At 50.5% G+C, this 26,187-nt stretch carries 24 protein-coding genes, 2 tRNA genes and 1 pseudogene; all 27 read right to left on the bottom strand.

Annotation, left to right across the window (positions count from 1 at the left end; translation table 11 throughout):
- Positions 1–20: 20 nt before the first annotated feature.
- The 27 genes and pseudogenes from U5R06_24040 to U5R06_23910 all read right to left on the bottom strand — a co-directional run bounded on the left by U5R06_24040 (position 21) and on the right by U5R06_23910 (position 26,060).
- Complete coding sequence (locus tag U5R06_24040; GenBank protein ID MDZ7725810.1) at positions 21–944, bottom strand: hypothetical protein; 924 nt, start codon at positions 942–944, stop codon at positions 21–23.
- A 24-nt stretch (positions 945–968) separates the two neighbouring features.
- On the bottom strand, positions 969–1,847 hold the full coding sequence (locus U5R06_24035) for a DUF58 domain-containing protein (GenBank protein ID MDZ7725809.1): 879 nt from the start codon (positions 1,845–1,847) through the stop codon (positions 969–971).
- Positions 1,848–1,877: 30 nt separating this feature from the next.
- Positions 1,878–2,867 (bottom strand): MoxR family ATPase, encoded by a 990-nt coding sequence (locus U5R06_24030; GenBank protein MDZ7725808.1) that lies wholly within the window; start codon positions 2,865–2,867, stop codon positions 1,878–1,880.
- A gap of 17 nt (positions 2,868–2,884) precedes the next feature.
- On the bottom strand, positions 2,885–3,844 hold the full coding sequence (locus U5R06_24025) for a hypothetical protein (protein MDZ7725807.1): 960 nt from the start codon (positions 3,842–3,844) through the stop codon (positions 2,885–2,887).
- A gap of 101 nt (positions 3,845–3,945) precedes the next feature.
- Positions 3,946–4,455 (bottom strand): tetratricopeptide repeat protein, encoded by a 510-nt coding sequence (locus tag U5R06_24020; protein ID MDZ7725806.1) that lies wholly within the window; start codon positions 4,453–4,455, stop codon positions 3,946–3,948.
- Between the two features lie 89 nt (positions 4,456–4,544).
- The gene (gene clpB / locus U5R06_24015) at positions 4,545–7,148 is read right to left on the bottom strand and encodes an ATP-dependent chaperone ClpB (protein ID MDZ7725805.1); all 2,604 of its coding nucleotides are present in this window, start codon (positions 7,146–7,148) and stop codon (positions 4,545–4,547) included.
- 94 nt (positions 7,149–7,242) lie between these two features.
- Positions 7,243–9,162, bottom strand: a complete 1,920-nt coding sequence (gene dnaK, locus U5R06_24010; protein MDZ7725804.1) for a molecular chaperone DnaK — start codon at positions 9,160–9,162, stop codon at positions 7,243–7,245.
- A 260-nt stretch (positions 9,163–9,422) separates the two neighbouring features.
- Entirely contained in the window at positions 9,423–10,457 is a 1,035-nt protein-coding gene (locus tag U5R06_24005; GenBank protein ID MDZ7725803.1) for a PDZ domain-containing protein, read from the bottom strand.
- Positions 10,458–10,477: 20 nt separating this feature from the next.
- Positions 10,478–10,717: a hypothetical protein gene (locus U5R06_24000; protein ID MDZ7725802.1), complete on the bottom strand. Its 240-nt coding sequence runs from the start codon at positions 10,715–10,717 to the stop codon at positions 10,478–10,480.
- A 258-nt stretch (positions 10,718–10,975) separates the two neighbouring features.
- Positions 10,976–11,476 (bottom strand): J domain-containing protein, encoded by a 501-nt coding sequence (locus U5R06_23995; protein MDZ7725801.1) that lies wholly within the window; start codon positions 11,474–11,476, stop codon positions 10,976–10,978.
- Positions 11,473–11,679: a hypothetical protein gene (locus tag U5R06_23990; protein ID MDZ7725800.1), complete on the bottom strand. Its 207-nt coding sequence runs from the start codon at positions 11,677–11,679 to the stop codon at positions 11,473–11,475. Before U5R06_23990 ends, U5R06_23995 begins: the two co-directional genes overlap by 4 nt.
- Positions 11,680–11,847 (bottom strand): annotated as a pseudogene (locus tag U5R06_23985) (DnaJ domain-containing protein).
- A 20-nt stretch (positions 11,848–11,867) separates the two neighbouring features.
- Positions 11,868–12,218 (bottom strand): nucleotide exchange factor GrpE, encoded by a 351-nt coding sequence (locus U5R06_23980; GenBank protein MDZ7725799.1) that lies wholly within the window; start codon positions 12,216–12,218, stop codon positions 11,868–11,870.
- The gene (locus tag U5R06_23975; GenBank protein MDZ7725798.1) at positions 12,215–12,418 is read right to left on the bottom strand and encodes a hypothetical protein; all 204 of its coding nucleotides are present in this window, start codon (positions 12,416–12,418) and stop codon (positions 12,215–12,217) included. The genes U5R06_23980 and U5R06_23975 overlap by 4 nt, the downstream gene beginning before the upstream one ends.
- A gap of 197 nt (positions 12,419–12,615) precedes the next feature.
- Complete coding sequence (locus U5R06_23970; protein MDZ7725797.1) at positions 12,616–13,293, bottom strand: zinc metallopeptidase; 678 nt, start codon at positions 13,291–13,293, stop codon at positions 12,616–12,618.
- Positions 13,294–13,687: 394 nt separating this feature from the next.
- Positions 13,688–15,310, bottom strand: a complete 1,623-nt coding sequence (locus U5R06_23965; GenBank protein MDZ7725796.1) for a T9SS type A sorting domain-containing protein — start codon at positions 15,308–15,310, stop codon at positions 13,688–13,690.
- Between the two features lie 121 nt (positions 15,311–15,431).
- Entirely contained in the window at positions 15,432–16,061 is a 630-nt protein-coding gene (locus tag U5R06_23960) for a GNAT family N-acetyltransferase (GenBank protein MDZ7725795.1), read from the bottom strand.
- Between the two features lie 125 nt (positions 16,062–16,186).
- Positions 16,187–16,660: a DUF1801 domain-containing protein gene (locus U5R06_23955; protein ID MDZ7725794.1), complete on the bottom strand. Its 474-nt coding sequence runs from the start codon at positions 16,658–16,660 to the stop codon at positions 16,187–16,189.
- 15 nt (positions 16,661–16,675) lie between these two features.
- The gene (locus tag U5R06_23950; GenBank protein ID MDZ7725793.1) at positions 16,676–18,142 is read right to left on the bottom strand and encodes a sodium:solute symporter family protein; all 1,467 of its coding nucleotides are present in this window, start codon (positions 18,140–18,142) and stop codon (positions 16,676–16,678) included.
- 279 nt (positions 18,143–18,421) lie between these two features.
- The gene (locus tag U5R06_23945) at positions 18,422–18,775 is read right to left on the bottom strand and encodes a hypothetical protein (protein MDZ7725792.1); all 354 of its coding nucleotides are present in this window, start codon (positions 18,773–18,775) and stop codon (positions 18,422–18,424) included.
- Between the two features lie 144 nt (positions 18,776–18,919).
- Positions 18,920–19,456, bottom strand: a complete 537-nt coding sequence (locus tag U5R06_23940; GenBank protein MDZ7725791.1) for an N-acetyltransferase — start codon at positions 19,454–19,456, stop codon at positions 18,920–18,922.
- A 580-nt stretch (positions 19,457–20,036) separates the two neighbouring features.
- Positions 20,037–22,220: a catalase/peroxidase HPI gene (gene katG, locus U5R06_23935; GenBank protein ID MDZ7725790.1), complete on the bottom strand. Its 2,184-nt coding sequence runs from the start codon at positions 22,218–22,220 to the stop codon at positions 20,037–20,039.
- A 676-nt stretch (positions 22,221–22,896) separates the two neighbouring features.
- Positions 22,897–23,145, bottom strand: a complete 249-nt coding sequence (locus tag U5R06_23930; protein MDZ7725789.1) for a GIY-YIG nuclease family protein — start codon at positions 23,143–23,145, stop codon at positions 22,897–22,899.
- Positions 23,146–23,333: 188 nt separating this feature from the next.
- Positions 23,334–23,407: transfer RNA gene (locus U5R06_23925), tRNA-Asp, on the bottom strand.
- A 61-nt stretch (positions 23,408–23,468) separates the two neighbouring features.
- A tRNA-Val gene (locus tag U5R06_23920) sits at positions 23,469–23,543 on the bottom strand.
- The gene (locus U5R06_23915) at positions 23,534–23,758 is read right to left on the bottom strand and encodes a hypothetical protein (GenBank protein MDZ7725788.1); all 225 of its coding nucleotides are present in this window, start codon (positions 23,756–23,758) and stop codon (positions 23,534–23,536) included. Before U5R06_23915 ends, U5R06_23920 begins: the two co-directional genes overlap by 10 nt.
- A gap of 94 nt (positions 23,759–23,852) precedes the next feature.
- The gene (locus tag U5R06_23910) at positions 23,853–26,060 is read right to left on the bottom strand and encodes a glutamine synthetase III (GenBank protein MDZ7725787.1); all 2,208 of its coding nucleotides are present in this window, start codon (positions 26,058–26,060) and stop codon (positions 23,853–23,855) included.
- Positions 26,061–26,187: the final 127 nt, after the last annotated feature.

The following is a 26,187-nucleotide window of genomic DNA, read 5'->3' as shown; positions in this document are numbered from 1 at the left end:
CGTCAACGCCTTTCCCGCTGCTATTCCAGCCTGTCCTCGTAAATTTTTACACCTTCCGAATTGAACATGCGCGTGATCATATTTTGATATTTCTGCATAGTGCGTTCCCGCATCAAATCCTGCTGAACCTGCTCAAATACCTCGTTCAGCGGTTTTTCGCGCACAATGTTGCCGTCCTCATCTTTTTCCGAATACCGTTCCGTGTTGGCCTTGTAGTACAGTTCAACATCATTGCGGTCGATATCCACATTATCCGACACACGTTGCTGCAACAGTTTGTTCACCATCAACGATTTTTTGGCCTGAAACGTTCCTTCAATCACTTCAGGGTCCTTGTCCAGACCGGCGCGTTTGGCCGTGTCGTACAATAACTCGGTGGCAATATATTCGCGCAGAAACTGACGTTTTTGCTCTGTTTCCATCACCTGATTGCGCACACTCGGCGGCAGCTGCTCGAGTTCGAAATTCAAATCGCCCTGGGTGATCTCGCGTTCACCAATGCGTGCAATCACCTCACCCGGACGCTGTTTTCTGACATCTCCTTCGTCCATCTGTACGGCTTCGTCAAGTGCCTGCTGCGCATCTTCGGTGCGCTCCAGACGTTCCAGACAGGCCACAACTTTTTTGTTCACCTCGTCCATAAATCCGCTCTCCGGATACATGTGTTTGATTTTCAAATAATAGGACAAAGCTTTTTCATAATCCCTGATGCGTTCAAAATAGGTATTGGCAATGATATAATTCACATTGGCGCGTTCCTGGGGATCTATATCGAATTCGTTCAGATACTGATCATAGACATCCACAGCCTGCTGGTACAATGATTTATTGATCAAAGCGCCGGCATACTCGCGCATCTCATCGCCATTTTTCGCCTGATTTTTAGAGTCACCGCAGCTCGAAAGGAGAACCACAGATAACAAGATGACAACTAACGCTCGCATATTTCCTCCATAATGCTGACAAATTTATCGGAACCGCTTGGCGCGCATGCGGAAAAACCGGATTAACGGTTCCACATAAGACTGATCCGTCCGTATATCCACCGTATCTACATCCAGTGACCGGAACAGCTTTTCCCGTTCCGCGACAGCGGTATGGGTCTTTTCCGTAAAATCACTTCTCACACCCGGATTGGATGTATCCAGTAAAAACGTTTCACCGGTCTCGGCATCCTCGAGTTCAATAAACCCGACGTCCGGCAAATCCACTTCACGCGGATCTGTAATGGTAATAGCCACCACATCGTGCCGCCGGTTGGCAATCTGCAGGGCCTTTTCGTAACCCGAACTTAAAAAATCAGAAATCAAAAACACCACAGCATGCCGCCGGGTTACCCGGGATAAATATTCGAGCGCCTGTCCGATATCGGTTTGACTGCCGCGCGGTTTGTGGTACAATATTTCGCGGATCACCCGCAGTACATGTGACTTTCCTTTTTTCGGCGGGATAAATTTCTCGATTGTATCTGAAAAGATCAACAAACCGACTTTGTCATTATTTTTAATCGCCGAAAACGCCAAAAGCGCACAGATTTCAGCCGCAATTTCACCTTTCATCTGTTCAAAGGTGCCGAATTCCCCGGACGAGCTCACATCCACCAGGAGCATCACCGTGAGTTCGCGTTCCTCCTCAAACACTTTGACAAACGGATGATTCTGACGGGCGGTGACGTTCCAGTCGATATTGCGAATGTCATCGCCGTACTGATATTCACGCACTTCGGCGAACTCCATACCACGCCCTTTGAATACCGAATGGTACTCACCGGAAAACACATCGTTAACCAGCCCCCGGGTCTGGATCTCGATTCGCTTGACCTTTTTTAATATCTCCTTGGGTATCAACAGAACCTCTCTGATTTCCGTTCGACTTTGTTAGGGCACTTCAATCTTGTTGATGATCTTGCGCACAATGTCTTCCGAGGTAATTTCTTCCGCTTCCGCCTCATATGTCGGAATCACCCGGTGACGCAGAACATCCAGGGCGATGGAGCGTACGTCCTCGGGACTGACAAATCCGCGGCGTTGTAAAAATGCATGCGCGCGCGAGGCCATACTCAGAAAAATTGAGGCGCGCGGAGACGCTCCGAATTGTACGAGTTCGGCCAGATCGTCCAGACCGTAATCAGCAGGTTTCCGCGATGCAAATACAATATCAACAATGTAATTTTCGATCTTGGGATCGATATAAATTTCGTGCACCATCTTTTTGGCGTTCAGGATATCTTCCGGAGTCACCACGGCACGGGCGGTGGGTGTTTCAATTTTTGTCATGCGGCGCATGATCTCCAGCTCTTCCTCTCGATCCGGGTATCCAACCGAGAGTTTAAGCATAAACCGGTCGACCTGGGCTTCCGGCAATGGATAGGTGCCTTCCTGCTCAATCGGATTCTGCGTGGCCAGCACAAGAAACGGCGCCGGCAGTTTAAAGGTCTCGTCACCAATGGTTACCTGGCGTTCCTGCATGGCTTCCAGCAAAGCCGATTGCACCTTGGCGGGCGAGCGGTTGATTTCATCAGCCAGCACCAGATTGGAAAACACCGGACCTTTTTTGACCAGGAATTTTCCGGATTTCTGTTCAAAGATCACTGTACCCATCACATCAGCGGGCAACAGATCCGGAGTGAACTGGATACGCTGAAACTGGGTTTTGATGGTATCTGAAAGGGTTTGGACTGTCATGGTCTTTGCCAGACCGGGAACCCCTTCCAGTAGAATATGGCCGTCAGACAGCAACCCGATCAGCAGCCGTTCCACCATGTAATGCTGACCGACAATAACCCTGCTGATTTCTTCCCTGATCTTGTCAATAAATTGACTCTCTTTTTCAATCTTTTCATTGATGGCATTGATGTCTATACTCACGTTATCCTCCATGCCGACTATTCATTTATAGAATTGTTTTGACTGTTTTCAAAAAACTGTTCGATTTCCTGCTTTGAACTCTTGTCCAAAATGGATTCGATGCGCAGATAACACTGATCCATATCCTGTTTCCCGATCCGTTTTCCGGAAAATTTAACCGCATCCGCGAGTTCAAGAATGGAGCCCACCGAGTCCGTAAAGGAGGCAGAAAACCCTTTGGACCGCATCCCGTTGAGTAACTCCGGTGTCGTGGCCTCCAGTCCGGGCAGATCAAATTTTTGCGACAAAAAACGGCGCAGCAGACGGGACAGATAGATATAGGCTTCGGCCGTGTTCAGATTCGGATCGTTCAAATCTACCTCAGAGACCAGCTCCTGCTGGAATACCTGTTCGAGCGCCACCGACACGTCTTCCGTTCCCGTTTCCGCAATCCGGCGCCGCCTGTACAAATAGCCGCCTGCGCCGAGACCACCGACCAGCACGCCCGCCAGTATCACCCACATCGTCCAGGGCCAACCCCCGCTTTCTTTGACGGGTTCTACAACCTGAACCGGGATGCGCTGCGTGACCAGTCGAAAATCTGTGTCCGTTTCAAGATCCGTGTAGGTCAGAATCATACCTTCCACATAAGCCATGCCCATGGCCTGAGGGTTCAGGGTATAGGTATATTCACGCACCGCCGTCCGACGGCCGTCCTGCACATTGATGCGGTTGGCCGAGCCGGAGCCTTGGAGTTCAAAATTTTCAATAATAGGGGTGTCAAGGGGATGAATGTCATAACGATCCAGATCACCGTACCACATCAAGCGAACAGTCAGTTTCGCACTGCGGTTCTGAGCCACCGGATCGGGCGTTACAAACGCTGTGATTTCTATGCCTGTGTCGTTCGTCTGCGTGCGTGTGGTGTCTTGTGCGAACAGAGGAATCCAGAGCAAAAGCAGCACAAGACCCGTCGGATACAGCCTCAATAATGACATGCTGACTCCATTTTGCCTGTTGGGTTTTAAAAGAGCCGAATAACTCGGCTCTTTTATCATGAATCAATCTGTATTTGTGTAAAAAGGAAAGGTTTTCTACATCATTCCGTCACATTAGCGTTCAGTTCCAGTTCAATGTCACTAATATCCTGACCGAGATGGTCCAGTTCCCATTTCACGGATGGGGCCAATTCATGATCAGGATGTTTCTGTAAAAACGCCTGATATTTTTCACGCGCTTTGTCCAGGTCCTGGATGTTATTGGCATAGCAGTATCCGATCATAAACTTTGTGTTGGTCAGCAAATGACTGTCCGGATATTGTTCCAATAACTGTTCCCAGGTTTCAACAGCTTTGTCATAATCCTGAAGATTGTTCGAGTAAACCATGCCCAAATTATACATGTACTCGGGAGCTTTATCAGACTCTGGATAGGATTGCAGCAGTGTGTCGTAAGTGTCTGCAACTTTTTCCCACTGCTGACTGTCCTGAAAATCCTGAACTTTGGCGAGCAACTGCTGCTCTGTCAATTGTTCTCCGCAGCCAACCGTCATAACCAGAATCATTCCTGCGACAAGAAAAATCGTACTCTGTATCCCGCTTTGTTTCATGTAGAGCTTCCTCCTTAAATAATGATCGTCCATTGAACGACTATTGTAGCTTAAAGTTCCAAACATGAATAGGCAAAGTATTCTTTTTTTCACTGAAAATCAAGCAAATTTTGCTTTATATCGATCCGTATCGTGTCGCCGTGTTCATACCGACCTTCCAGGATCAGCGTGGCGATGCGATTCACAAGTTCCTTCTGCACAAAACGCTTGAGCGGCCGGGCGCCGAACGCCGGATCATACCCGTGTTCCGCCAGCCAGTCCATGGCCTCGGAACTCAGCTCGATCATCATATTTTTGTCAGCCAGCAGATCCTGAACAAATTTAACCTGAAGACCGACAATCTCCCGGATCTCGGATTTGTTCAGAGCATGAAAGACAATGATATCATCAATGCGATTCAGAAACTCCGGACGCAGCTGGTCTTTTAACATTTTGAGCACCTGACTCCGGATCGTTTCATACACCGCCTCGCGATTATCTTCGGTGATTGTTTCGGATTCCTGCATAATCAGCTGAGCGCCGATATTCGACGTCATGATGATGATCGTATTCCTGAAATCCACGGTGCGGCCCTTGTTGTCCGTCAGCCGGCCTTCATCCAGAACCTGCAGCAGAATATTAAAGACCTCGTGATGCGCTTTTTCAATCTCGTCCAGCAGCAGCACCGAGTAAGGTCGCCTGCGCACGGCTTCGGTCAATTGACCGCCTTCTTCATAACCCACGTATCCGGGCGGTGCGCCAATCAGCCGCGAGACCGAATGCCGTTCCATATACTCGGACATGTCAATGCGCACCATGGCATGTTCATCATCAAATAAAAACTCGGCCAGCGCCCGCGCCAGTTCGGTTTTCCCGACACCGGTGGACCCCAGAAAAACGAACGAACCGATGGGACGCGCCTTGTCCTGCAGTCCCGCACGCGCACGACGGATGGCGTTCGCCACCGAGGTCACGGCTTCGTCCTGCCCCACCAGCCGCTGATGGATGCGCTCTTCCATTTTCAGCAGTTTTTCGCGCTCGCCTTCCAGCATGCGGCTCACCGGAATACCGGTCCAGCGGGATACCACTTCGGCAATATCCTCATCTTCCACTTCTTCCTTGAGCATCCTCCGGTCTTTCTGAACATCAATCAGTTTCTGATTGGCCTCTTCCAGCTGCTTTTCCAGCTCGCGAACCCGGCCGTATTTCAATTCAGCGGCGCGATTCAAATCGCCTTCGCGTTCGGCACGCTGCGCCTCGCCTTTGGTATGTTCCAGATTCTCTTTCAAAGACCGGATTGCAGAAATCTGATTCTTTTCAATCTCCCAGTGCGCGCGCAGTTCATTGCGTTTCTCTTCGTAATCCGCCAGGTCCTGGTTCACCCGCTCCAGACGCTCTCTGGATTCTTTGTCTTTTTCCTTTTTCAGCGCCTGTTTTTCAATTTCCAGCTGCTTGCATTTGCGGTCCACTTCATCCAGCTCCACCGGCATGCTGTCGATCTCGATGCGCAGCTTGGAGGCCGCCTCATCGATCAGATCAATGGCCTTGTCCGGCAGAAACCGGTCCGTGATATACCGGTCCGCTAAGGTCGAGGCGGCAATGATCGCATTGTCCTGGATGCGTACGCCGTGATGGACTTCGTATTTTTCCTTGAGTCCGCGCAGAATGGAAATGGTGTCATGCACATTCGGCTGGCGCACCAATACCGGCTGAAACCGCCGTTCCAGGGCCGCATCCTTTTCAATATGCTTGCGGTATTCGTCCAGAGTGGTAGCGCCGATACAACGCAGATCCCCGCGCGCCAGCGCCGGTTTGAGCATGTTGGATGCATCCATGGCGCCCTCTGAAGCTCCGGCCCCGACCAGCGTGTGAATTTCATCAATAAACAGAATAACTTCGCCTTCGGCCGCAGCAATTTCCTTGATCACCGCTTTTAAGCGCTCTTCAAATTCGCCTCTGAATTTGGCTCCGGCAATCAATGCGCCCAGATCCAGGGCCAGAATGCGTTTGCTCTTCAGGTTCTCCGGCACATCTCCCTCGATGATCCGATGCGCCAGACCTTCGGCAATCGCGGTTTTGCCCACACCCGGCTCGCCGATGAGTACGGGATTGTTTTTGGTACGCCGGGACAGCACACGCAGCACCCGCCGGATCTCGTCATCGCGGCCAATCACCGGATCGAGTTTATTGCGCCGCGCCAGATCGTTCAGATCCCGCGCATATTTCTGCAGCGCCTGGTATTTCTCTTCCGGATTCTGATCCGTCACGCGCTGGGACCCGCGTATTTCTTTAAGAGTTCGCAGCAGCAGATCCCGGTTTACACCGTTTTCGCGCATCAGCCGGCCGGCCGCTCCCGAATCCTCGCTCATAGCCAGCAGCACATGCTCGATACTGACATATTCATCTTTGAGTTGATTGGCTTCCTTGTGCGCAGTTTCGTACAAAGCCGCCGTTTCTTTGGACAGGGTAACCTGACCCACCCCGCCGCTCACCCGCGGCAGGCGCGCCAGCTCCTGTTCGGCCCGCCTGAACAAGGCTTCCGGATCAGCCCCGGCTTTTTTAAACATGGCCCGGGCAATGCCTTCCGAACTTGATGATATGCTGTGAAATAAATGTATCGGTTCTATCTGAGCGTGTCCGTGCTCACCGGCAAGCTGCTGAGCTTGGGACAGCGCCTCCTGGGACTTTATGGTCATTTTATCAAAAGACAGCATAACGCCTTCCTTTCTCTAATCTAAAAAAGGCGGAACTGTGCATTCCGCCTTTACATATGCCTATACAATCTATATGAAATATTTGTTTTACAACTTATTTTTTATCATCATCATCGACCACTTCATAGTCAGCGTCTTCAGCATCGGTTTTCTGTTCGCCGCCTGCCTGTTCATCGCCGGGCTGAGCGCCGCCCTGTTGTGCACCCTGCTGGGCGCCGGCAGCCTCATACATCTTTTGTCCGGCCTGACTCATGACCTGGGTCAATGCATCGATTGACGATTTGATCTCATCCTTGTTTTCGGTTTTCAGAGCTTCCTTGAGGCGTCCGACTCCGGCTTCAACCTGGTTTTTCAGATCAGCATCCAGCTTGTCACCGTTCTCGTTCAGCTGTTTTTCAGTCTGATACACCAGCTGATCACCCTGGTTGCGCAGATCGATCATCTCTCTGCGCTGTTTATCTTCCGCGGCGTGAGCCTTGGCGTCATCCACCATTTTATCCACTTCGTCCTTGGACAAGCCGGTAGACGCTTCAATGCGGATCGACTGCTCTTTGCCGGTGGCCTTGTCTTTGGCGGACACATTCAAGATACCGTTTGCATCGATATCAAACGTCACCTCAATCTGCGGCACGCCACGCGGCGCCGGCGGAATGCCGTCCAAATGAAACCGTCCGAGCGTGCGGTTGTCCGCCGCCATCTCGCGCTCACCTGTAACCACATGAATTTCCACAGAAGGCTGATTGTCCGTTGCCGTGGAAAAGACCTCGGACTTGCGCGTCGGGATGGTGGTGTTTTTCTCGATCAGCTTGGTGGTTACACCGCCCAGGGTTTCGATACCCAGTGACAGAGGCGTCACGTCAAGCAAAAGTACATCCGACACGTCTCCGGCCAATACACCGCCCTGAATCGCGGCGCCGATCGCCACCACTTCGTCAGGATTCACACCCTTATGCGGCTCTTTGCCAAACACTTCTTTGACCAGTTCCTGGATTTTCGGAATTCTTGTTGAACCGCCGACCAGCACGACTTCATCAATCTCGCTGGCGGATAACCCGGCATCTTTCATCGCGTTCTTGCAGGGTTCAACCGTTCGCTGAAACAGATCGTCGCAGAGCTGTTCGAACTTGGAACGCGTCAGCGTCAAATTCAGGTGCTTGGGACCCGAATCCGTTGCCGTGACAAACGGCAGATTAATGTCCGTCTGCGCGGTCGAGGACAATTCAACTTTTGCTTTTTCAGCCGCTTCTTTCAAACGCTGAACCGCCATCGGATCCTTGGACAGGTCAACGCCTTCATTTTTCAAAAATTCGTCGACCATCCAGTCAATGATGCGCTGATCAATATCATCTCCACCCAGGTGTGTATCACCGTTCGTGGATTTGACTTCAAACACGCCGTCGCCGATTTCCAGAATGGAAATATCAAACGTACCGCCGCCAAAGTCAAAAACAGCGATTTTCTCATTGGCTTTTTTATCCAGCCCGTACGCCAAAGAGGCGGCGGTCGGTTCGTTGATGATTCTCTGAACATTCAATCCGGCAATTTCACCGGCTTCTTTGGTCGCCTGACGCTGGCTGTCGTTAAAATAGGCCGGTACGGTGACAACCGCATCGGTGACTTTTTCACCCAGATAATCTTCCGCGGTCTGTTTCATTTTCTGCAGCACCATAGCGGAAATTTCCTGCGGTGTGTATTCTTTATCATCAATTTTGACACGCGCCACGTCATTCTGACCACTTATCACTTTATAAGGGACTTCTTCAATTTCATGCTTGACTTCAGCATAACGGCGTCCCATAAATCGTTTGATCGAATAAACCGTTTTATCCGGATTGGTAATCGCCTGTCGTTTGGCCACCTGGCCCACCAGGCGTTCTCCTTTTTTGCTGAATGCGACCATCGACGGTGTGGTTCGCCCGCCTTCCGCATTGGGGATAACCGTCGATTCTCCGCCTTCCATGACCGCTACACATGAGTTTGTCGTTCCCAGATCAATACCAATGACTTTACCCATAAAAACACATCCTTTCTCTATATTTATAAGTTTAGTATCCTCTTTGCTGTATATCCATGCAACTGCTATGCCATAATTAATTACGGCCGATCAATCTTACTTTATCTATTGTTTTTATTTTGTTTATATTTTTTTGGTAAATTAGAGCGCAATTTCAAGCCTGTCATTCAGGTCTGCCACTCTGTCAGTGTGACATGATGTCAAACCGTCAACCCCGTAAAAAAAGGCGCCGGATCTCCGGCGCCTTTTGTCTTGTACGATTATTCGTTGTCTGGTATTCTCAATGCGGTGAAAAAGCTTGTATTGCCGCGCCGCATTCTAAACAGCACCACATCATTGGCGCCGGCGTCTTTGAGAATACGATTAAAGTCGCTGATATCATTAACCGGTTTTCTATTGACAGAAATAATCAGGTCACCGACCCGGATATTTTCCCGGCTGGCCACCGAACCCGGTTTGACGTCGCTGATGATCACACCTTTTTCGCCTTCATAGCCGTATTGTCTTGCGGCCTGCGGTGTGAGGTTGGATACCTGCAATCCGATTTGATTGAAAACTTCCTCGGCCTGTTCTTCCTCAACACGGCCGCCCTGCGGACGTTCACCGAGTTTGACCGTCATTTTCTTTTCATCACCTTCGCGCCAGACCACAACATCGACTTTAGTATTCGGTTTAAGCCCGGCAATATATTGTACCAGTTCATTGCTGTTCTTGATCTCTTTGTCCTCAACCTTGATAATCACATCGCCTTCTTTCAGTCCCGCTTTTTGCGCCGGACTGTCATCGACAACCTGAGACACCAGAGCGCCGTCTGTGGATTCAAGATTAAAAGCTTCGGCCATTTCTTCATCCAGATTGCTGATCATCACGCCCAGCCAGCCGCGTGAAACTTTGCCGTGTGTGATCAATTGTTCCATCACATTGTTGGCCCAGTTGACGGGAATAGCGAATCCGATGCCGAGATTACCCCCGGTTCGGGAAAAAATCATGGTGTTGATGCCCACCAGCTCGCCTTTCAGATTCACCAGGGCGCCGCCGCTGTTGCCGGGATTGATGGCGGCATCCGTCTGGATAAAATCCTCAAAACTGATCTCGCCCCGCGTCAGGCCGGTTCGTCCTTTGGCGCTGACAATCCCCGCCGTTACGGTCTGATCCAGCTGGGCGCTGAACGGATTCCCGATCGCCAGAACCCATTCACCCACCTGCAGATCCTCGGAATTGCCGATTTTAATAGGCTGCAATCCAGACGCATCGATCTTGATCACAGCGATATCACTCTCCCCAATCCTGACCAACCACTTCAGCTTCGTACTCGTCACTCATCAATGCCTACTACAATATCATCGGCTTCGGCAATCACATGATTGTTGGTAATAATATATCCCTTCGGGGAAACAATTACACCTGACCCCAGGCCCTGACGCGGCTGTTTCTCCGGCAGATCAAAAAAGTACCGGAACAGTTCCGGCTGCTGCAGTTCAACCATCTTTGTAGATTTGACGGTGACCACCGATGATTTGACTTTATCAGCAACCTGCGCAAATCCTTTACTCATCCTATCCAGTTCGTACAATTCTTCAGAAATCGGTTCATCTGAACCGAGTTTTACATTGCGGGTTTTTGCTTGTTGATCAGCCGCAAATCGTACTCGGTAGTTTCCAATCCATTCTAGAAGACAATACGAGCCCAACGACCACACCAATAAATACGGCTACGGTTGTTAAAGCAATTGTTCTTTTTGATTTCATGGGTTATCCTTTCATTATTGATTTTGCTTTCGACCGGGAGAGATGCTGCACGCATCCGGGGCGCGTTAATGGGGCAAATTTGCAGCTTTTGCAAATTCTTCAAGTTTGGCTCTTGCTTTGGCGCTTAAATTACGCGGTACGTCGATATGAATATCCACATACAAATCTCCTCGCCTCCCGTTGATTTCGGGTCCCAGTTCTTTTAATTTAAAACGTTTTCCAGGCTGCGTTCCTTCCGGAATTTTTAAATCCACCGCGCCTTTGTCATAGGTCATCACCCGGACTTTGCCGCCCAAGGCCGCCTGAACCATGTTGATGGATTTGCTGGTGTACAGATTTCGGCCCTCACGCCTGAAATGCGAATGCGGAGCCACGCGGATGGTGAGGATAAGATCGCCGGCCGGACCGTTGGCCATGCCCTGTTGACCCTGACCTCGCAGCCGTATCTTTTTACCGTCCTCGGTTCCGGCGGGGATATTGACGGACAGACGTTTGTTGTTGTAGGAAAACGACTGCTTTCCGCCCTTTAACGCCACATCAAACGGCACTGTAACTTCTGCCGTCACATCCTGTCCCTTGACTGAGCGCTGTTGCTGTTGCTGACCGGGAGATCCACCGAAAAATTGATCAAATATACTCCCAATCCGCCGCCGCGCTTGGACCCGCCACCGAACATAGAACCCATATCTTCAAAATTAAATCCGTTCGTCTGATATTGACCGCCCTGGCTGCTTCCCTGACCACCGAATCCGCCGCCGAATTTCCGCATCTGGTCGTACTTTGACCGTTTATCCGGGTCTTTTAATACGGAATAAGCCTCGGATATGTCTTTAAAACGGCTTTCTTCGCCGGGATTGCGGTCCGGATGATGCTTTTTCGCCAGGTGGCGATAGGCGCGTTTGATTTCATCCTGAGACGCAGTCTGGGAACACCCAATATTTTAATAAATCCTTATTGCTATTCATCGCTATCGTTTTCTGCCTCTTTCTCTTTTGCGGTGACGACTTTTGCAGGCCGAAGCAGAGAATCACGAAATGTAAAACCTTTCTGCCAGACCTTGAGAATCGTTCCTTCCTCTTTATCGCTCTCTTCGGTCAAGACCGCTTCGTGATATGCCGGATTAAACGTTTCGTTTTCCGCTTCGATGGGCTCCAGCCCCATCTCGCCCAGGGTATCCAGCAGTTTGTTATATATCATTTTGATCCCGTCCAGACTCACGTTATCCGTTGAATCATCTTTACTGTGAGTGAACAATATATCAAAATCATCGATTACCGGCAGCAACTGCGCCACGATCTCCCGGGTCATATTTTCTTTATGCCGGTCATGCGCTGTTCCGTACGCTTTTTATAATTCAAAAACTCGGCCTGCAAACGCTGCAGTTGTTCAAGATAATTGCTGTCTTTTTCGTTTTCCGGTTCTTCCTGCCTTTCTGTGTCGTTTTCCACGGGCTGTTCCTGACCTTGCTCTTCCGCTTCATCAGCATGAAGAGGTCCGTTCTTTTTCATTATCTTGAATTTTATCTGTCATAAGTCAAAGATCCCTCTCTTTTAAAAAACGTTTTATTTTTTATTAATGCAATGAATGTGCCAAGGCCGTTGACACCCTGCTTAATTTAATATTATCAATATCTTGACATTTTTTATTGAAATCTGCCGCGAATCACTGTGTGCCATATTGTCATAAAGTGTCAGGTATAAAGCGCTTATTCGTCCCGCAGGATCAGCAGGCGGATCAATTGCAAAACCGCCATAGCGGCAGCCGCTACATAGGTCAGTGCGGCCGCATTCAGAACGGAACGCGCGCCACCGATTTCCTGCTCGCGCAGATATCCGCTGCCCGACAACTGCGCCAGCGCCCGGCGGCTGGCATTGAATTCCACCGGCAGGGTGACAATATGAAACAATACAGCACCGGCGAAAAACGCAATCCCCACGTCCATTAAAAACTGAAACTGGGAAATAAACATCCCGATGATAAACAGCCAGATCCCCCATCTTGAGCCAAAATTGGCCACCGGAAAAATCATGTGACGGATATTCAGCGGCGCATAGGCGCGGGCGTGCTGAATGGCATGCCCGGTTTCGTGCGCCGCCACGCCCACCGCGGCGAGCGACGACGAGTTATACACCCCCTCGGACAGCCGCAATACTTTGTGTTTGGAATCATAATGGTCCGTCAGATTTCCAGACACCTGCTCCACCTGCACATCATGGATATTATTGCGACGCAGCAAATCCTCGGCCACCTGCCGACCGGTCATACCGGACGCAGACCGGACTTTGCTCATTTTTGCAAATGTGCTTTTGACCCGGATCTGGGCAATGATCGTGAAGATCAAAGCCGGAATCAAAAGCAATATGGACCAATGAAAAAAATACATTACCGTTCCTCCTGTCAATCCTATCAGTTCTTTACTATTTTACGCCAAAACTGCAAAAGGTTCCAACACTGGAACAAATTCCTGGCCGTAATATTTCAAAGCAAGTCCACAACAAGAAACAGTGTCAAATAGCCATATCCGCTCACCACCCCAGCGCAAAACTCGCGGCTCCAGTTCTGCCGTTCAGGATCTCAGTGTCCAGGAAGCCATACCCCCATCATTACATCGCACATCATATGCCTGATCGCCCGGTACCGTCCGCTCAAATCCGAGTGCTATTTACAACTGAAAAGGCGGCGCAAGACCCGACTCGTATCAGAACAATTCTGTAAAAACGTGCAGCAAAAGACCGTGAATACAAAAAGAGGCTAATCAGCCTTTTGCTGCACAGCATTTATTTCACCAGCAGCATGCGCTGTGATGCCGACACCGACGCACCGTCCATCCGACAGAAATAAACGCCCACCGGCATTCCATGCGCCTCCCAGACAAACCGGTGCGCACCCGCAGACAGATAGCCGTCATGCAGCCGTGCCACGCAGTGTCCGCGGATATTCCAGACCGTAATATCAACCGGCTCCGACTTTTCTACAGACACCCGGATCACGGTTGCCGGATTGAACGGATTCGGATAATTGTCGATCAGCGCACACATGCCGCCGGGCGCGGATTCCACACTTTGAACGGCGCTGACGGCCTCTTCCACCAGCACCGGCCGCACGGGCTGGTCCAGATCGGACCGCCAGTCATTGCTGTATACCCGGTCCGCCATTTCCGCCACCGATGCCAGCCAGATATCTTTGCGCACCCGATTGTCCGCAGGAAAGCCCCACTCCTCGATCGTGAACCAGTCGTCCGGCTCGTGATTGGCCGGATTGTCGGGAAACGCGGTCCGATAATCCGGGTTCACCGATTGCGCATAACAGCGGTCCGGATTCATACGCACCCAAAGTCCGGCGGTATGCCAAAACCCGTCCCAGGCCTGATGAATATGCGGTTTACTGTCCGCCGCCTGTACATGATCATAGCGCGAAAACACCAGCATCACTTTCAGGCCGGACTGATACTCGCCGATCAACGGATAATTGTCCACCGTGGTCCGGTACTCCCACCAGGCATCCGCCTCCCGAGGCTTGGCCACATCCGCAGGCCAGTCCTGCAGGGTAAACACACCGTTGTCCAGCAGCGCACGCGTCAGAGCGCGCGAATAACAGCGTTTGCCCCACAGGGTCGGATTCTTGTCCGGCGCCATGATATATTCCGGTTTGGAATCCGTTCCTTTGAAATACGGCCGGCCGTCATTGCCCTCCGGCCCGTACCAGTCCAGGGTCGAATAATCCACCTGCACCGTATCCGGGCTATAGTCCGCCTCATTGAAAAACGGATTGCGCACTTTGCTGGACTGACGCGGCGCGCCCTCGAAATGGCCGAGTTCCAGGGGATACATTTCGTCGCGGGTGGGGTTTTCGCGTCCGATGAAATAATCCACAGCCGGCAGTTCATGCCCGAAATACGCCAGCACATTGGTGCCCATCACCCCGGCGTGCGACGAGGCAAACAACCCCAGATTGCCGGTAAGCACCGTCATGTCGGTGTAATCATCGATATAAAGTCCGGACGTGTCCGGCATTTGGCCGGCGGCAAACCGGATGACATCGCGCAGCGCGGCCAGACAATCCGGTCCGCCGTAATCGTATTCGCCGTCACTCTGCATCCCGGTTGCCGCGTCCCGGCGTCCCGGCCACAAATACGACACCGTCACCGCGCCGATGCGCCGCGTATCGTTCACCCGGTGAAATTCGTTATACATGACAAACCAGGTGGACACCTCAACAACCACCGGCGCCCCCTCGGAATAGCGCGGGGTGTCCGGCATTTCAAGGCGCACCGCAATATGACCGATATCCTCTGTATGTACAAACGTATAATGGATTTCCCCCGCCGCCTGTCCGCGAACGGCAAAACCGCCTAAACCAATAACAATCACCCCCAGAACACAACTGTAAAAATTCCGCATATCCGCCTCCGTATGAACATGAACATTCAACAGATTAAACGCACGGCACGCGGTTTTATTGTAAAGGAACGCGGGAAAAAGGCGACAGGTTTTTACAACCAATGCGTTAGCCTGGATTTCTTCAGCGTGGTTCCCTCAGCAGCTCCCACATGGGCTGATCGATCATCGGCAGGATGCCATTTTTCAATACCCTGAACCCGAATGTTTCATACATCGCGACATTGTCTCTGGTTTCGGTTTCCAGATAGATGGGAATTCCAGCTGAATCGCTTTGCTCGATCAAATGCCGCAGCATTTTTCCGCCGTAACCCTTTCCCTGATGAGCCGTGGATACACCGATGATAAAGAGATAGAGAAACTCTTTGTTTTTCATATGCTGTTTGCGATCCTGATCCAGCGGTTTGAACACAGGCGCCATTTTTCTCCCGACATGGGTCCCCATTCTCATCCCGGACAGAAAAGCGCCGCTCAACAGCATGCGCCAGGGTGTCATGTTCGAATGACTCCCCGGGACATAAGCGGCAATGCCTTCCAGGTTGTCCGACGGCGCATAGACCTCGCCGTATTTGTAACAAAACCGCACCGGTGTTTCAAAACAGGCGCGGAATTTTGCTTCCAGGTTTGCTTCTCCTTCAAATATCTTGTTCCAAAGCGGATCGAACTGGAACGCATCGGCCAGTACAACACCGGCTTTAGGAATGTCTTTTTTCTGAATCTCATAAAGCATGTCGTTATCCTGTCGCTTTTTCACATCAATCATTTATATTTCTCGGATCAAATGAGTTCAATACCCTGCACTTGCCATTGTTTTCTGTTAAAATTGCCAATTTAAAATATATAGATAAAATTACCCGATTGCAATCGGCAGCCGCCGGTTTAGCGTTTATGTTGTTGTTCATAAATATTGATCCAGTCTTGAACCGATATTTTGCTCATCAGCACACCGACAAGTTTAAACGGAATCACACCCAGCCTTTTAAAGCGAATACAGCTCTTGCCCATATCCAGCTTGTAGCGGCTGTGCTTTGCATATTCCGTCTTAAACCACTCCAGCAGCTCCGGTATGACATATAACCCCATGTGATATAAAGCAATATAGTTTTTTTGCAAAGCAAGATGAACAAACAGCAGCGGCTGATCCGGCGATACATGGTATCCTGCGGGATAAAGCCGATGCGGGACCTCATATCCGATCATACCGTAGCTCGTAGTTTCCTCAAATCCCTCCGAACAGTACGTACCCGGGTACGTACTGTCAGAGACTGCCGGGATCGATATCTTAGAGGATACAAAAGCAACACACTCAGCAAAGCATAAAACAAAAGAATGATTTAAAAACAAACAATTCATAAAAATTAGAGATAATCAGTTGAATATCTCGTTCAACACCACATCCTCCGGTTTGGGCGTCAGCAGACTGACCCCAACCAGTGACCCCACTGAAAAGAAGAGACAGATAAAAATAGACGGAATGCCCCAGGGATCGCCGTCTATAATAATACCCGGCGTTGCAAAGGGCGCAATGAATTCGAAAAACAACGCCAAACTGGCTCCCAATACAATCGAGGTGATCCCGGCTGCTTTGGTCGCCCGTTTCCATGACAATGCAGCCAGTAAAACCGGTGTAATCGAGACCCCGTACAGGGTATAGGCAAAATAGGCGTATTTTAATACGGAAATGGGTTTATTCAAAACCGTGGGTATAAACACCATAGCAAATGCACAGATTCCTAAAACCAGAACCAGTATTTTTTGTGTGATAATTTTCCGGTGTTCCGGCAGCTTTTTATGAAATGTTTTATCCACAATATCACGCATGATATTGGTCGTCGGCGACAACAGGAAATTCATACCCGTGGACACCAGCACGGCCCAGGCCGCTGCCAGCAGCAGCAATCCGACCGGCGCGGGCACCATGTTATTGGCCGCCAGAATGACAATCGAGGCGGGATCGATATCCTGGCCCCAGAATTTAACAGCGGCAAAAATGGCAATGACCACCACAACCACCTCGACCACAATAGTACCGATAATCCACAATCCGGCTGCGGTCCGGGCATCACCGGGTTTTTTTGCCGAATAAAACTTTTGATACATGGACTGTTCGCCCATCAGCAGCATCAGAGTCGCAAAGAAAAATCCGAACGCCTTTAATGCCGGATATTCGCCGAAATCCGAGCTGAACAGCTCAAAATGACCCGCTGGCAGCACCGCGTGCGCCTGTTCCAATCCCCCGGCATTCATAATGACAAACGGCGCGGATACAATACAGGCCACGACGATCAAAATACCATTGTACAAATCTGTATGCGCCACAGACACCATGCCCGCCAGCGCGGTAAATATGATAATAAAAAATGCGCTGATCGCCTGACCGGTCGCAACCGAGATATCCCCGTTCGTTACAATATTCAAAATATAGCCGCCCGCCCGGTACTGATAACTGACAATCGTGGTAAAAGCAATGATAATGGCAATAGAGCCAAACAATCTGGCAAATTTACCATAGCGGACGTGCAGAATATCGCCGACGGTGTACTGTCCGAATGTTCGGATCTTGGCCGCCAAAAAATAAATAACAAGGATACCGGCCCACGCGCCGGCAGGCATCCAGAGCGAGCTGAACCCCGCCTTGAACGCATACTCGGCGCCGGCAATAAACGTCCCCGAGCCGATCCATGTGGCAATCAGAGTGAATACCATCACATGGATGGACAGAGAGCGTCCTGCAACCATATAATCATCATGACTCTTGATCTTTCTGGATCGATGAATATTAATGCCAAGCAGAATGAGAAAATAGACCAGAATAACGATTAAATGCCAGTACATAGGTTCTCCCGGTTTTTTACGCGTGACTGAACAATTTTTTGAAATTAAGCGATTATTCCTGTAAAATCAAAAGGATTTTTTAGTTTTTTGCCCCGCGGACATTGGGAGATTCGGGATTGAGGAATCGTGAATCGGAGGGACGGCGAGTATTGCAGGATATTGACTTGACCTATGATAGCAATCCGTGCAAATCCGCGTACCCTTCCAGCACCGAAATTGTGGTGTGAAACGAACTATGCGTCGCGCCCCGGGGACGTTCACAATTCCAGCCCTGATCGTTCATTTGCATGGTGAACAAATATTCCAGCATACGGTGCATGCGGGGATCGTCAATCTGAAAATAACACAGCATTCGCCTTGTTTCCAGGTCTTCCAGTAATTGATACCGCCGTCTTTTTCGTAAAATCCTTTGTCCAGCAGCACCCGGCAGGCTTTCTGCAGCGCCGGTTCCGGTCCCGCCCCCAGCCGCTTCAACAGCAGCAGGGTGTAAAACGTCGACGTCCATTTGGGCGAATACAGAGCCTGGGACCAGGTTCCGGTTTCATCCTGAAGCTCCAGCAGCTGCCTGTCCCAGCCCGCTTTAAGGATTCTCCGCTGTTCGCGCTGCACATCGGGTTCCGGGGCATCGGTCAAATCCCGCAGAACCTAATAGCGGATCGAAGGATCGCCCTGCAGCAGCCAGTCAATTTGCTCTTTAAACATTTCCAGGGTCACAACAACCCTCTTTGTAATAGGCGCCAGGGGCACATTGATTTTTTGTTCAAAGCATGTATACGCTTATTCCTGCCAATATTCGGGTTTATCCAACATCTCTGCACAGCGAACCCGGCCGGACACCCGGCCGATCACACCCGGCTGCAGCTCCTGAACCATCCAGGCATCCGCGTCTTTGTCCGGGATCGGATAAGGTGCCTCAAATCCCTGCACGCCCGCCGGCTTGAACCCGTGACGCGGATAATACTCCGGGTGTCCGAGCACAAACACCAGATCGACATCGGACCCGGTCAGCAACTGCAGTCCGCGTTCGATGAGCTGGCCGCCGATCCCCTGTTTTTGATACTCCGGAATGACCGCCAGCGGCGCCAATATGGATACAACAGCGCTCTGCGGACCGTTTTCCAGCCGCCCGGCGGTGAAAAAAATATGACCAACGGCTCTGTCTCCATCAAATGCAAGCAGGGAGCAAAGCGGCCTGGCGCTCGCATCTGCCAAAAGATCGTTTACGAGATTGGCCTCTTCGTCCTCCCCAAAGGCTCTTTTTTCGACCCATAACATGTTTCCAGTATCCGAATCTGTGGTTTCACGAATCTCCATGGACACTCCTTTTTGCGATTAATAAATTCAATATATCTATCGAAACGGAAAACTCTGTTAACACGGCCGCTTTTCCGGAAACTGTTTCATGACTGAATTTTCAAATATATAGTTCCAAACAATTAAAACTCAGATTTTCTGTAAACATATTTAGAATTGTGTTTCCCTGCAGCAAAACGTCTTATTTTATTTTTCTAAAGATAAAGCACATGTTCAGCACCCTCAAAAATAACCATTTCCGATGCGCTGGTGCCCAGCTTTTCGGCCACCCGTTTCGAAGCGATATTTCCCGGACGGATCAGAGATATGAGCCTTTTCCTGCCTAATATGTTCGTTCCGTACTCTTTGCATGCCCCGGCTGCTTCTGTTGCATAGCCGTTATTCCAATACCTGCGCATGATCCGATAGGATATCTCTGTCTCCGCCGTACCTTCAATCTTCTGTTAGAGTACTCCGGCGATGCCCAGAAATTCTCAATCCACTTTATTCAGGACTTTCCAGAAACAGTAATCGTATTCTGAATAATTTTTGAGAATCTTTTCAAGCATGTGTTCGGTTTCCAGATAGGTCTGCACCACGCTCAACGCAGATCAAACCGGTCCAGATTCATAACCTTGTTCCACACATCAACAAAATCATTTACAAATTTTTGATCATCACTCGCATAAACTTCCGCCAAAGCCCGCAGCTGCGAGTTTGAGCCAAAAACGAGATCGACACGCGTGGCCGTCCATTTGACCGCACCGGTTTTGCGATCACGTCCCTCGTACACATCTTTGTCTTTTGATGCCGGTTTCCACTCGGTAGACATATCGAGCAAATTAATGAAAAAATCATTGCTGAGCGTTTCCGGCCGGTTGGTGAACACACCGTGCGCTGATTGTTCAAAGTTGGCGTTCAGCACGCGCAGTCCGCCGAGAAGCACGGTCATTTCGGGCGCCGTCAGGGTCAGCAGCTGCGCGCGATCGATCAGCAGCTGTTCCGCAGGTACGGCATATTTTGCTTTCGTGTAATTGCGGAATCCGTCTGCAGCCGGCTCGAGTACGGTAAAGGATTCGACTTTGGTCTGTTCTTGCGATGCATCCGTGCGCCCCGGGGTAAACGGCACCGTCACATCCTGTCCGGCATTCCGGGCCGCCTCTTCCACGCCGGCACATCCGGCGAGAACGATCACATCAGCCAGCGATACTTTTTTTCCGCCGGACTGTTCGTTATTAAATGTTTGCTGTATATCCTCCAGCTTTTTGATCGCCGGCATGACCGGCTGGTTCACCGACCAGTCCTTTTGCGGCGCCAGCCGGATGCGCGCGCCATTGGCGCCGCCGCGTTTGTCAGAGCCGCGGAACGTCGATGCCGACGCCCAGGCCGCCGACACCAGTTGAGCTACAGAGAATCCCGACTTGAGTATCCGGTTCTTGAGCTCGGCAACGTCCTCATCATCGATCAGCTCGTGATCCACCGTCGGAACCGGGTCCTGCCAGAGGAGTTCCTCTTCCGGCACTTCCGGCCCCAGGTAACGCGAGCGCGGACCCATGTCACGGTGCGTCAGTTTGAACCAGGCGCGGGCAAAGGCATCTGCAAATTCCTGCGGATTCTTGTGGAAGCGTCTGGCAATGGGCTCATAAACCGGATCCATGCGCAGCGCCATATCCGCCGTGGACATCATAGTCGGCACCTTTTGTTCCGCATCATGCGCGGCGGGCGCCAGATCTTTATCCTTTAAATTTTTAGGCGACCACTGCCAGGCTCCGGCGGGACTCTTGGTGAGTTCCCATTCGTACCCGAACAACATATCAAAATAACCCATATCCCACTGAATCGGATTCGGTGTCCAGGCGCCTTCCAGACCGCTGGTGATGGTATCATCGCCTTTACCGCTGCCGTGACGGCTCTTCCAGCCCAGTCCCTGCTCTTCGATAGCAGCTGCTTCGGGTTCAGGTCCCACATGCGCGGGATCGCCGGCGCCGTGGCATTTGCCGAACGTGTGTCCCCCGGCCACCAGGGCCACGGTCTCTTCATCGTTCATCGCCATACGCGCAAAGGTCTCGCGAATATCCCGACCTGAGGCCACCGGGTTCGGTTCGCCGTTCGGACCTTCCGGATTCACATAGATCAATCCCATCTGCACCGCGGCGAGCGGATTTTCAAGATCACGGTCCCCGCTGTAGCGCTTGTCGCCCAGCCATTCGGCTTCCGATCCCCAGTATACGTCTTCTTCCGGCTCCCATACATCCTCGCGTCCGCCGGCAAACCCGAATGTCTTGAATCCCATAGATTCCAGAGCGCAATTGCCGGCCAGAATCATCAGATCGGCCCAGGAAATTTTACTGCCATATTTCTGCTTGATCGGCCACAGCAACCGACGCGCTTTGTCCAGATTGGCATTGTCCGGCCAGCTGTTCAGCGGCGCAAACCGCTGGGTACCGGACCCCGCGCCGCCACGACCGTCACCCATACGATAAGTACCGGCGCTGTGCCAGGCCATACGGATAAACAACCCGCCGTAATGACCGTAATCCGCCGGCCACCAGTCCTGCGAATCGGTCATTAAAGCGTAAAGATCCTGTTTTATGGCATTCAGGTCCAGTTTCTTGAATTCCTCAGCATAGTTAAATCCCTCGCCCAGGGGATTGGACAGCGTTGAATGCTGATGCAGAATGCTCAGATTCAACTGGTTCGGCCACCAGTCCCGGTTTGTCATACCGCCACCGCTGCCCCGCTTTGCGACCGCGCCCGTTACCGGACATTTTTTATGTTCACTCATTATATCTCCTCCTTTATGTTATTCATATCTAACATTGTGCTGTCGTTGCAGCCGTTGAACAACCGGTTTTCTGAACAGCCTTGGATGTCAAACAATTCATGAGTATACCGGCAAGACCGCCGACATAATTCTTATAACACCCTCTTTTCTTTTTCCATTTCGCTAATTTCTAGAGAATTCTCAATAAAACCAAAACTACGGGTAGCAATGCATCATCGAAACCGCTATCCTCTATGCCGGCAAGTTCGACTATTGTTTCCTGTTTTGGTCATTTTTTCAAGTTCATTATTTACAATGAAACGTATTTTCAAACCCCTTGTAGTGAAGACCTGACGATTTATTATAAATATTGTATTTAACATCAAGTCTTAAGCCGGGCTGGTGCATTAAACATTGCTTCAAATGCACTCCTCTCATTCTCCCGTAAAACCTTGAAACGGGCAGCAAAACAGGTGCTTCGGATGAGAAAACAACAGACAGGCCAGAGAACGCGAAAAAGTTTTGCAAAGAGTTCCAAAACGAACAGGTTTGAAACCAGGGCAATGGAATTAACAGAGGGAAGAATTAAAAAGAGAATCCTTTCGCCTATAAACAAAAACAGGAGGACCCGTATGGATCCTCCTATTAATGCGGGGCCGAACCCGACTTGCGCGACCTTCCCGAGCATCGGGATGTGCTAACCATTCTTTTGCTCGATTATTTCTTTTAACACTTTCTTGTTCCTGATCGCTTTTAACTCCTTCTCGCGTTTTACTGCACTCGATCTGTCCGGCAATTCTTCATAATAAGCAAGCCGCCAGGGACCCTTACCACGGGTATATTGCGATCCACCACGATTATGACGCTTTATTCTTTCTTTAAGGTTATTCGTTTGTCCAATGTAGTAAACCCCCTGAGCGTTTTCTAAAATATAAGTATAATACATAGACCCCCTTTTTTAGCCTAACAAAAAAAGGAGGACCGTTGGGGGTCCTCCTTCGGGCTGGGCCGAACCCGACTTGCGCGACCTTCCCGAGCATCGGGATGTGCTAAACAGCTGCGCCCGCACCAATGAAAATATCTCTTCACTATAAACAAAAATAGGAGAACCAAAAAATGATTCTCCTATTAATGCGGGGCCGACGGGACTTGAACCCGCGACCTCCGGCTTGACAGGCCGGTGTGCTAACCAACTGCACTACGACCCCGTATATGAAAGCTTGAAAAAATAGTAAATATTCTATCCAATCGCAAGCTTTTTTTCCGCAGTGGGCGATACTGGATTCGAACCAGTGACCCCCTGCTTGTAAGGCAGGTGCTCTGAACCAGCTGAGCTAATCGCCCAAAGACTTTTTGGGTTTCAGCAAAATTGCAATCGGAACAAGCACACAATACGCAATCACCAGTAGAATCGGCGCGACCGTCAGCGCTGCGGCACTGTTGGTGGAACCCTGCGCCATAATCACATAGCCCGCGACTAACAGCAGAACCGCGATACCAAATATCACATAATTCCGCGTTCCGAGCGCCTTATTCTGTTGTGTTTTTTTCTTTGCCATAAGTCAACCCATCATTATTCAGTTTGTTAATTTAATTATAATTTTTATCCCAGTCAAGATTTTTTACTTGATAGGACAAAATATGTTTCCGTTTTTACATGATAAACAACATTTCCTGGTATTTGGGCAGCGGCCACTCGGCATCCGGAACCAGTCGTTCCAGTTCATCCGCGGGCTTTCGCACAGTTTCCAGAGCATCCACCAGCTGATCAGCAACAAATCTGGCCTGCTTCGACAGATCATCGATCGTATCCGCCTTGCGGCGTATTTCCTTCAATTGCTTCACGCCGTTCATCAACAGATCAATCTGTTCAGACATCGCCTTGAGCAGCTTTTTCTGCGGCTCAATCGATACACCGGCAATCACCTGTTCCACCTGCACCAGTGAAGCTACGGTCTGCGCCAGCTGGTTCTGATAGTTCAGCGCAGCCGGAAGCACCCGCGTCTCGATCAAATCGCAAAACGCTTCGGCTTCGATCTCCAATGTGGTGATATATTGTTCCAGTTTGATGTTATAGCGGGCGCGAATTTCCTTTTCGGTAAACACTTTTTGGTCTATCAGCATCTTGATATTCTTGAGATCCACCAGAGCATCCAGAGCATATCCGGTGCGCTTGACATTCGGCAATCCTCGTTTTTCTGCTTCGTTTTCCCAGGCACGGTCGTAATTGTTGCCTTCAAAACGAACAGTCTCGGTTTCCCGCACCGACTGCTGCAGGACCGCCAGCACAGCATCGTTCAAATCGGCCCCGCCCTGCATTTTGGTTTCGATCTGATCGCAGAGATTGTGACTGGATTCAGCTACAGCAGCGGACAACACCGTATTGGCCAGAGACACAGAGGCGGAAGAACCCACAGCGCGGAACTCAAATTTCTGTCCGGTAAACGCAAACGGCGAGGTGCGGTTGCGGTCCGTGTAATCGCGAAAAATCGACGGCAGGTTGCTGACGCCGAGATCGATAATATAATCCTCGGTTTTGCGACTTTTACGCCCCTCTTTGAGGTCATCCAGAATGGTGTTCAGGCGTTCGCCCAGGAACACGGACATAATGGCCGGCGGCGCTTCGTTAGCGCCCAGACGGTGGTCATTGCCGGCGGATGCCACGGACATGCGCAGCAGATCGCCGTATCGGTGCACCGCCTTTAATGTGGCAATCAGAAAAAACAGAAACTGCAAATTTTTCTCCGGGGTATCGCCCGGATCCAGCAGATTCCGGCCGTCCGAATCCTGCATGGACCAGTTGTTGTGCTTGCCGCTGCCGTTGATGCCGGCAAACGGTTTTTCGTGCATCAGCACCGCCAGACCGTGACGATTGGCGACTTTTTTCAGCACTTCCATCATGATCTGGTTGCGGTCGGCTCCCACATTGCTCTCTGAAAAAATGGGCGCGACTTCATATTGATGCGGCGCCACTTCATTATGACGCGTTTTGGCCGGAATACCGAGTTTATAGTATTCTTCCTCCACGTCCTGCATAAACGCCAGCACCCGTTCCTTGATGGCGCCGAAATAATGATCGTCCATCTGCTGACCTTTGGGCGGCTGAGCGCCCTGCAGGGTGCGGCCGGTGATCTGCAGATCCGGACGCAGATTGTAAAAAGCCTTGTCGATGAGAAAATATTCCTGTTCCGTACCCAGGGTAGTAGTCACCCGCGTCGCAGATGTATTGCCGAACAGCCGAAGCACCCGCAATGCAGCGTCATTGATCGAATGCATGGAACGAATGAGCGGCGTCTTTTTATCAAGGGCTTCGCCGGTATAGCTGATAAACACAGACGGCACACACAAAATCCCGCCCTTGGGGCCTTCCATAATGAACGCCGGACTGGAAGGATCCCACATGGTATAGCCGCGCGCCTCAAACGTAGACCGGGCGCCGCCGCTGGGAAACGATGATGCGTCCGGTTCGCCCTGAACCAGATGATTGCCGCGAAAGCGTTCCACCATATTGTTGCCATCCAGTTCCAAAAACGCGTCATGCTTTTCTGCTGTCAGACCGGTCTGCGGCTGGAACCAGTGCGTAAAATGACTAACCCCCTTGCTGATGGCCCACTCTTTCATGGCATGCGCCACGCTGTCCGCAATAGTCATGTCCAGTTTAAAGCCCTTACGGATGGTGTCACACAGTTTGCGATAGACGTCCTTGGGCAGACGTTCACGCATGACACGGTCGTTAAAGGTGTTTTCTTCAAACTTGCTGGTTATACTGACCGTAGCAAGCTGAAGGGGCGGCATGCGGTCCACACCCATACGCAGCAAAATCTGTTGACGTGAATTTGAAACCAACGGTGTTTGACTCATTAATGACTCCCTCTTTATTTCAGTGCCGCTGTAGATTCGGATATTGAACTCGGAATTTTCCTGTTTTCCAGGGATACGACGGGGTACATGATTAGACATTTTAATAAAATATAATCATTTTTTTATA

This window comes from candidate division KSB1 bacterium, from assembly GCA_034521575.1.
In the GTDB taxonomy this organism is placed as follows: domain Bacteria; phylum Zhuqueibacterota; class Zhuqueibacteria; order Residuimicrobiales; family Krinioviventaceae; genus JAXHMJ01.
Note: the sequence above shows the minus strand (reverse complement) of the source record. Positions and strands in the feature narration are given on the sequence as shown.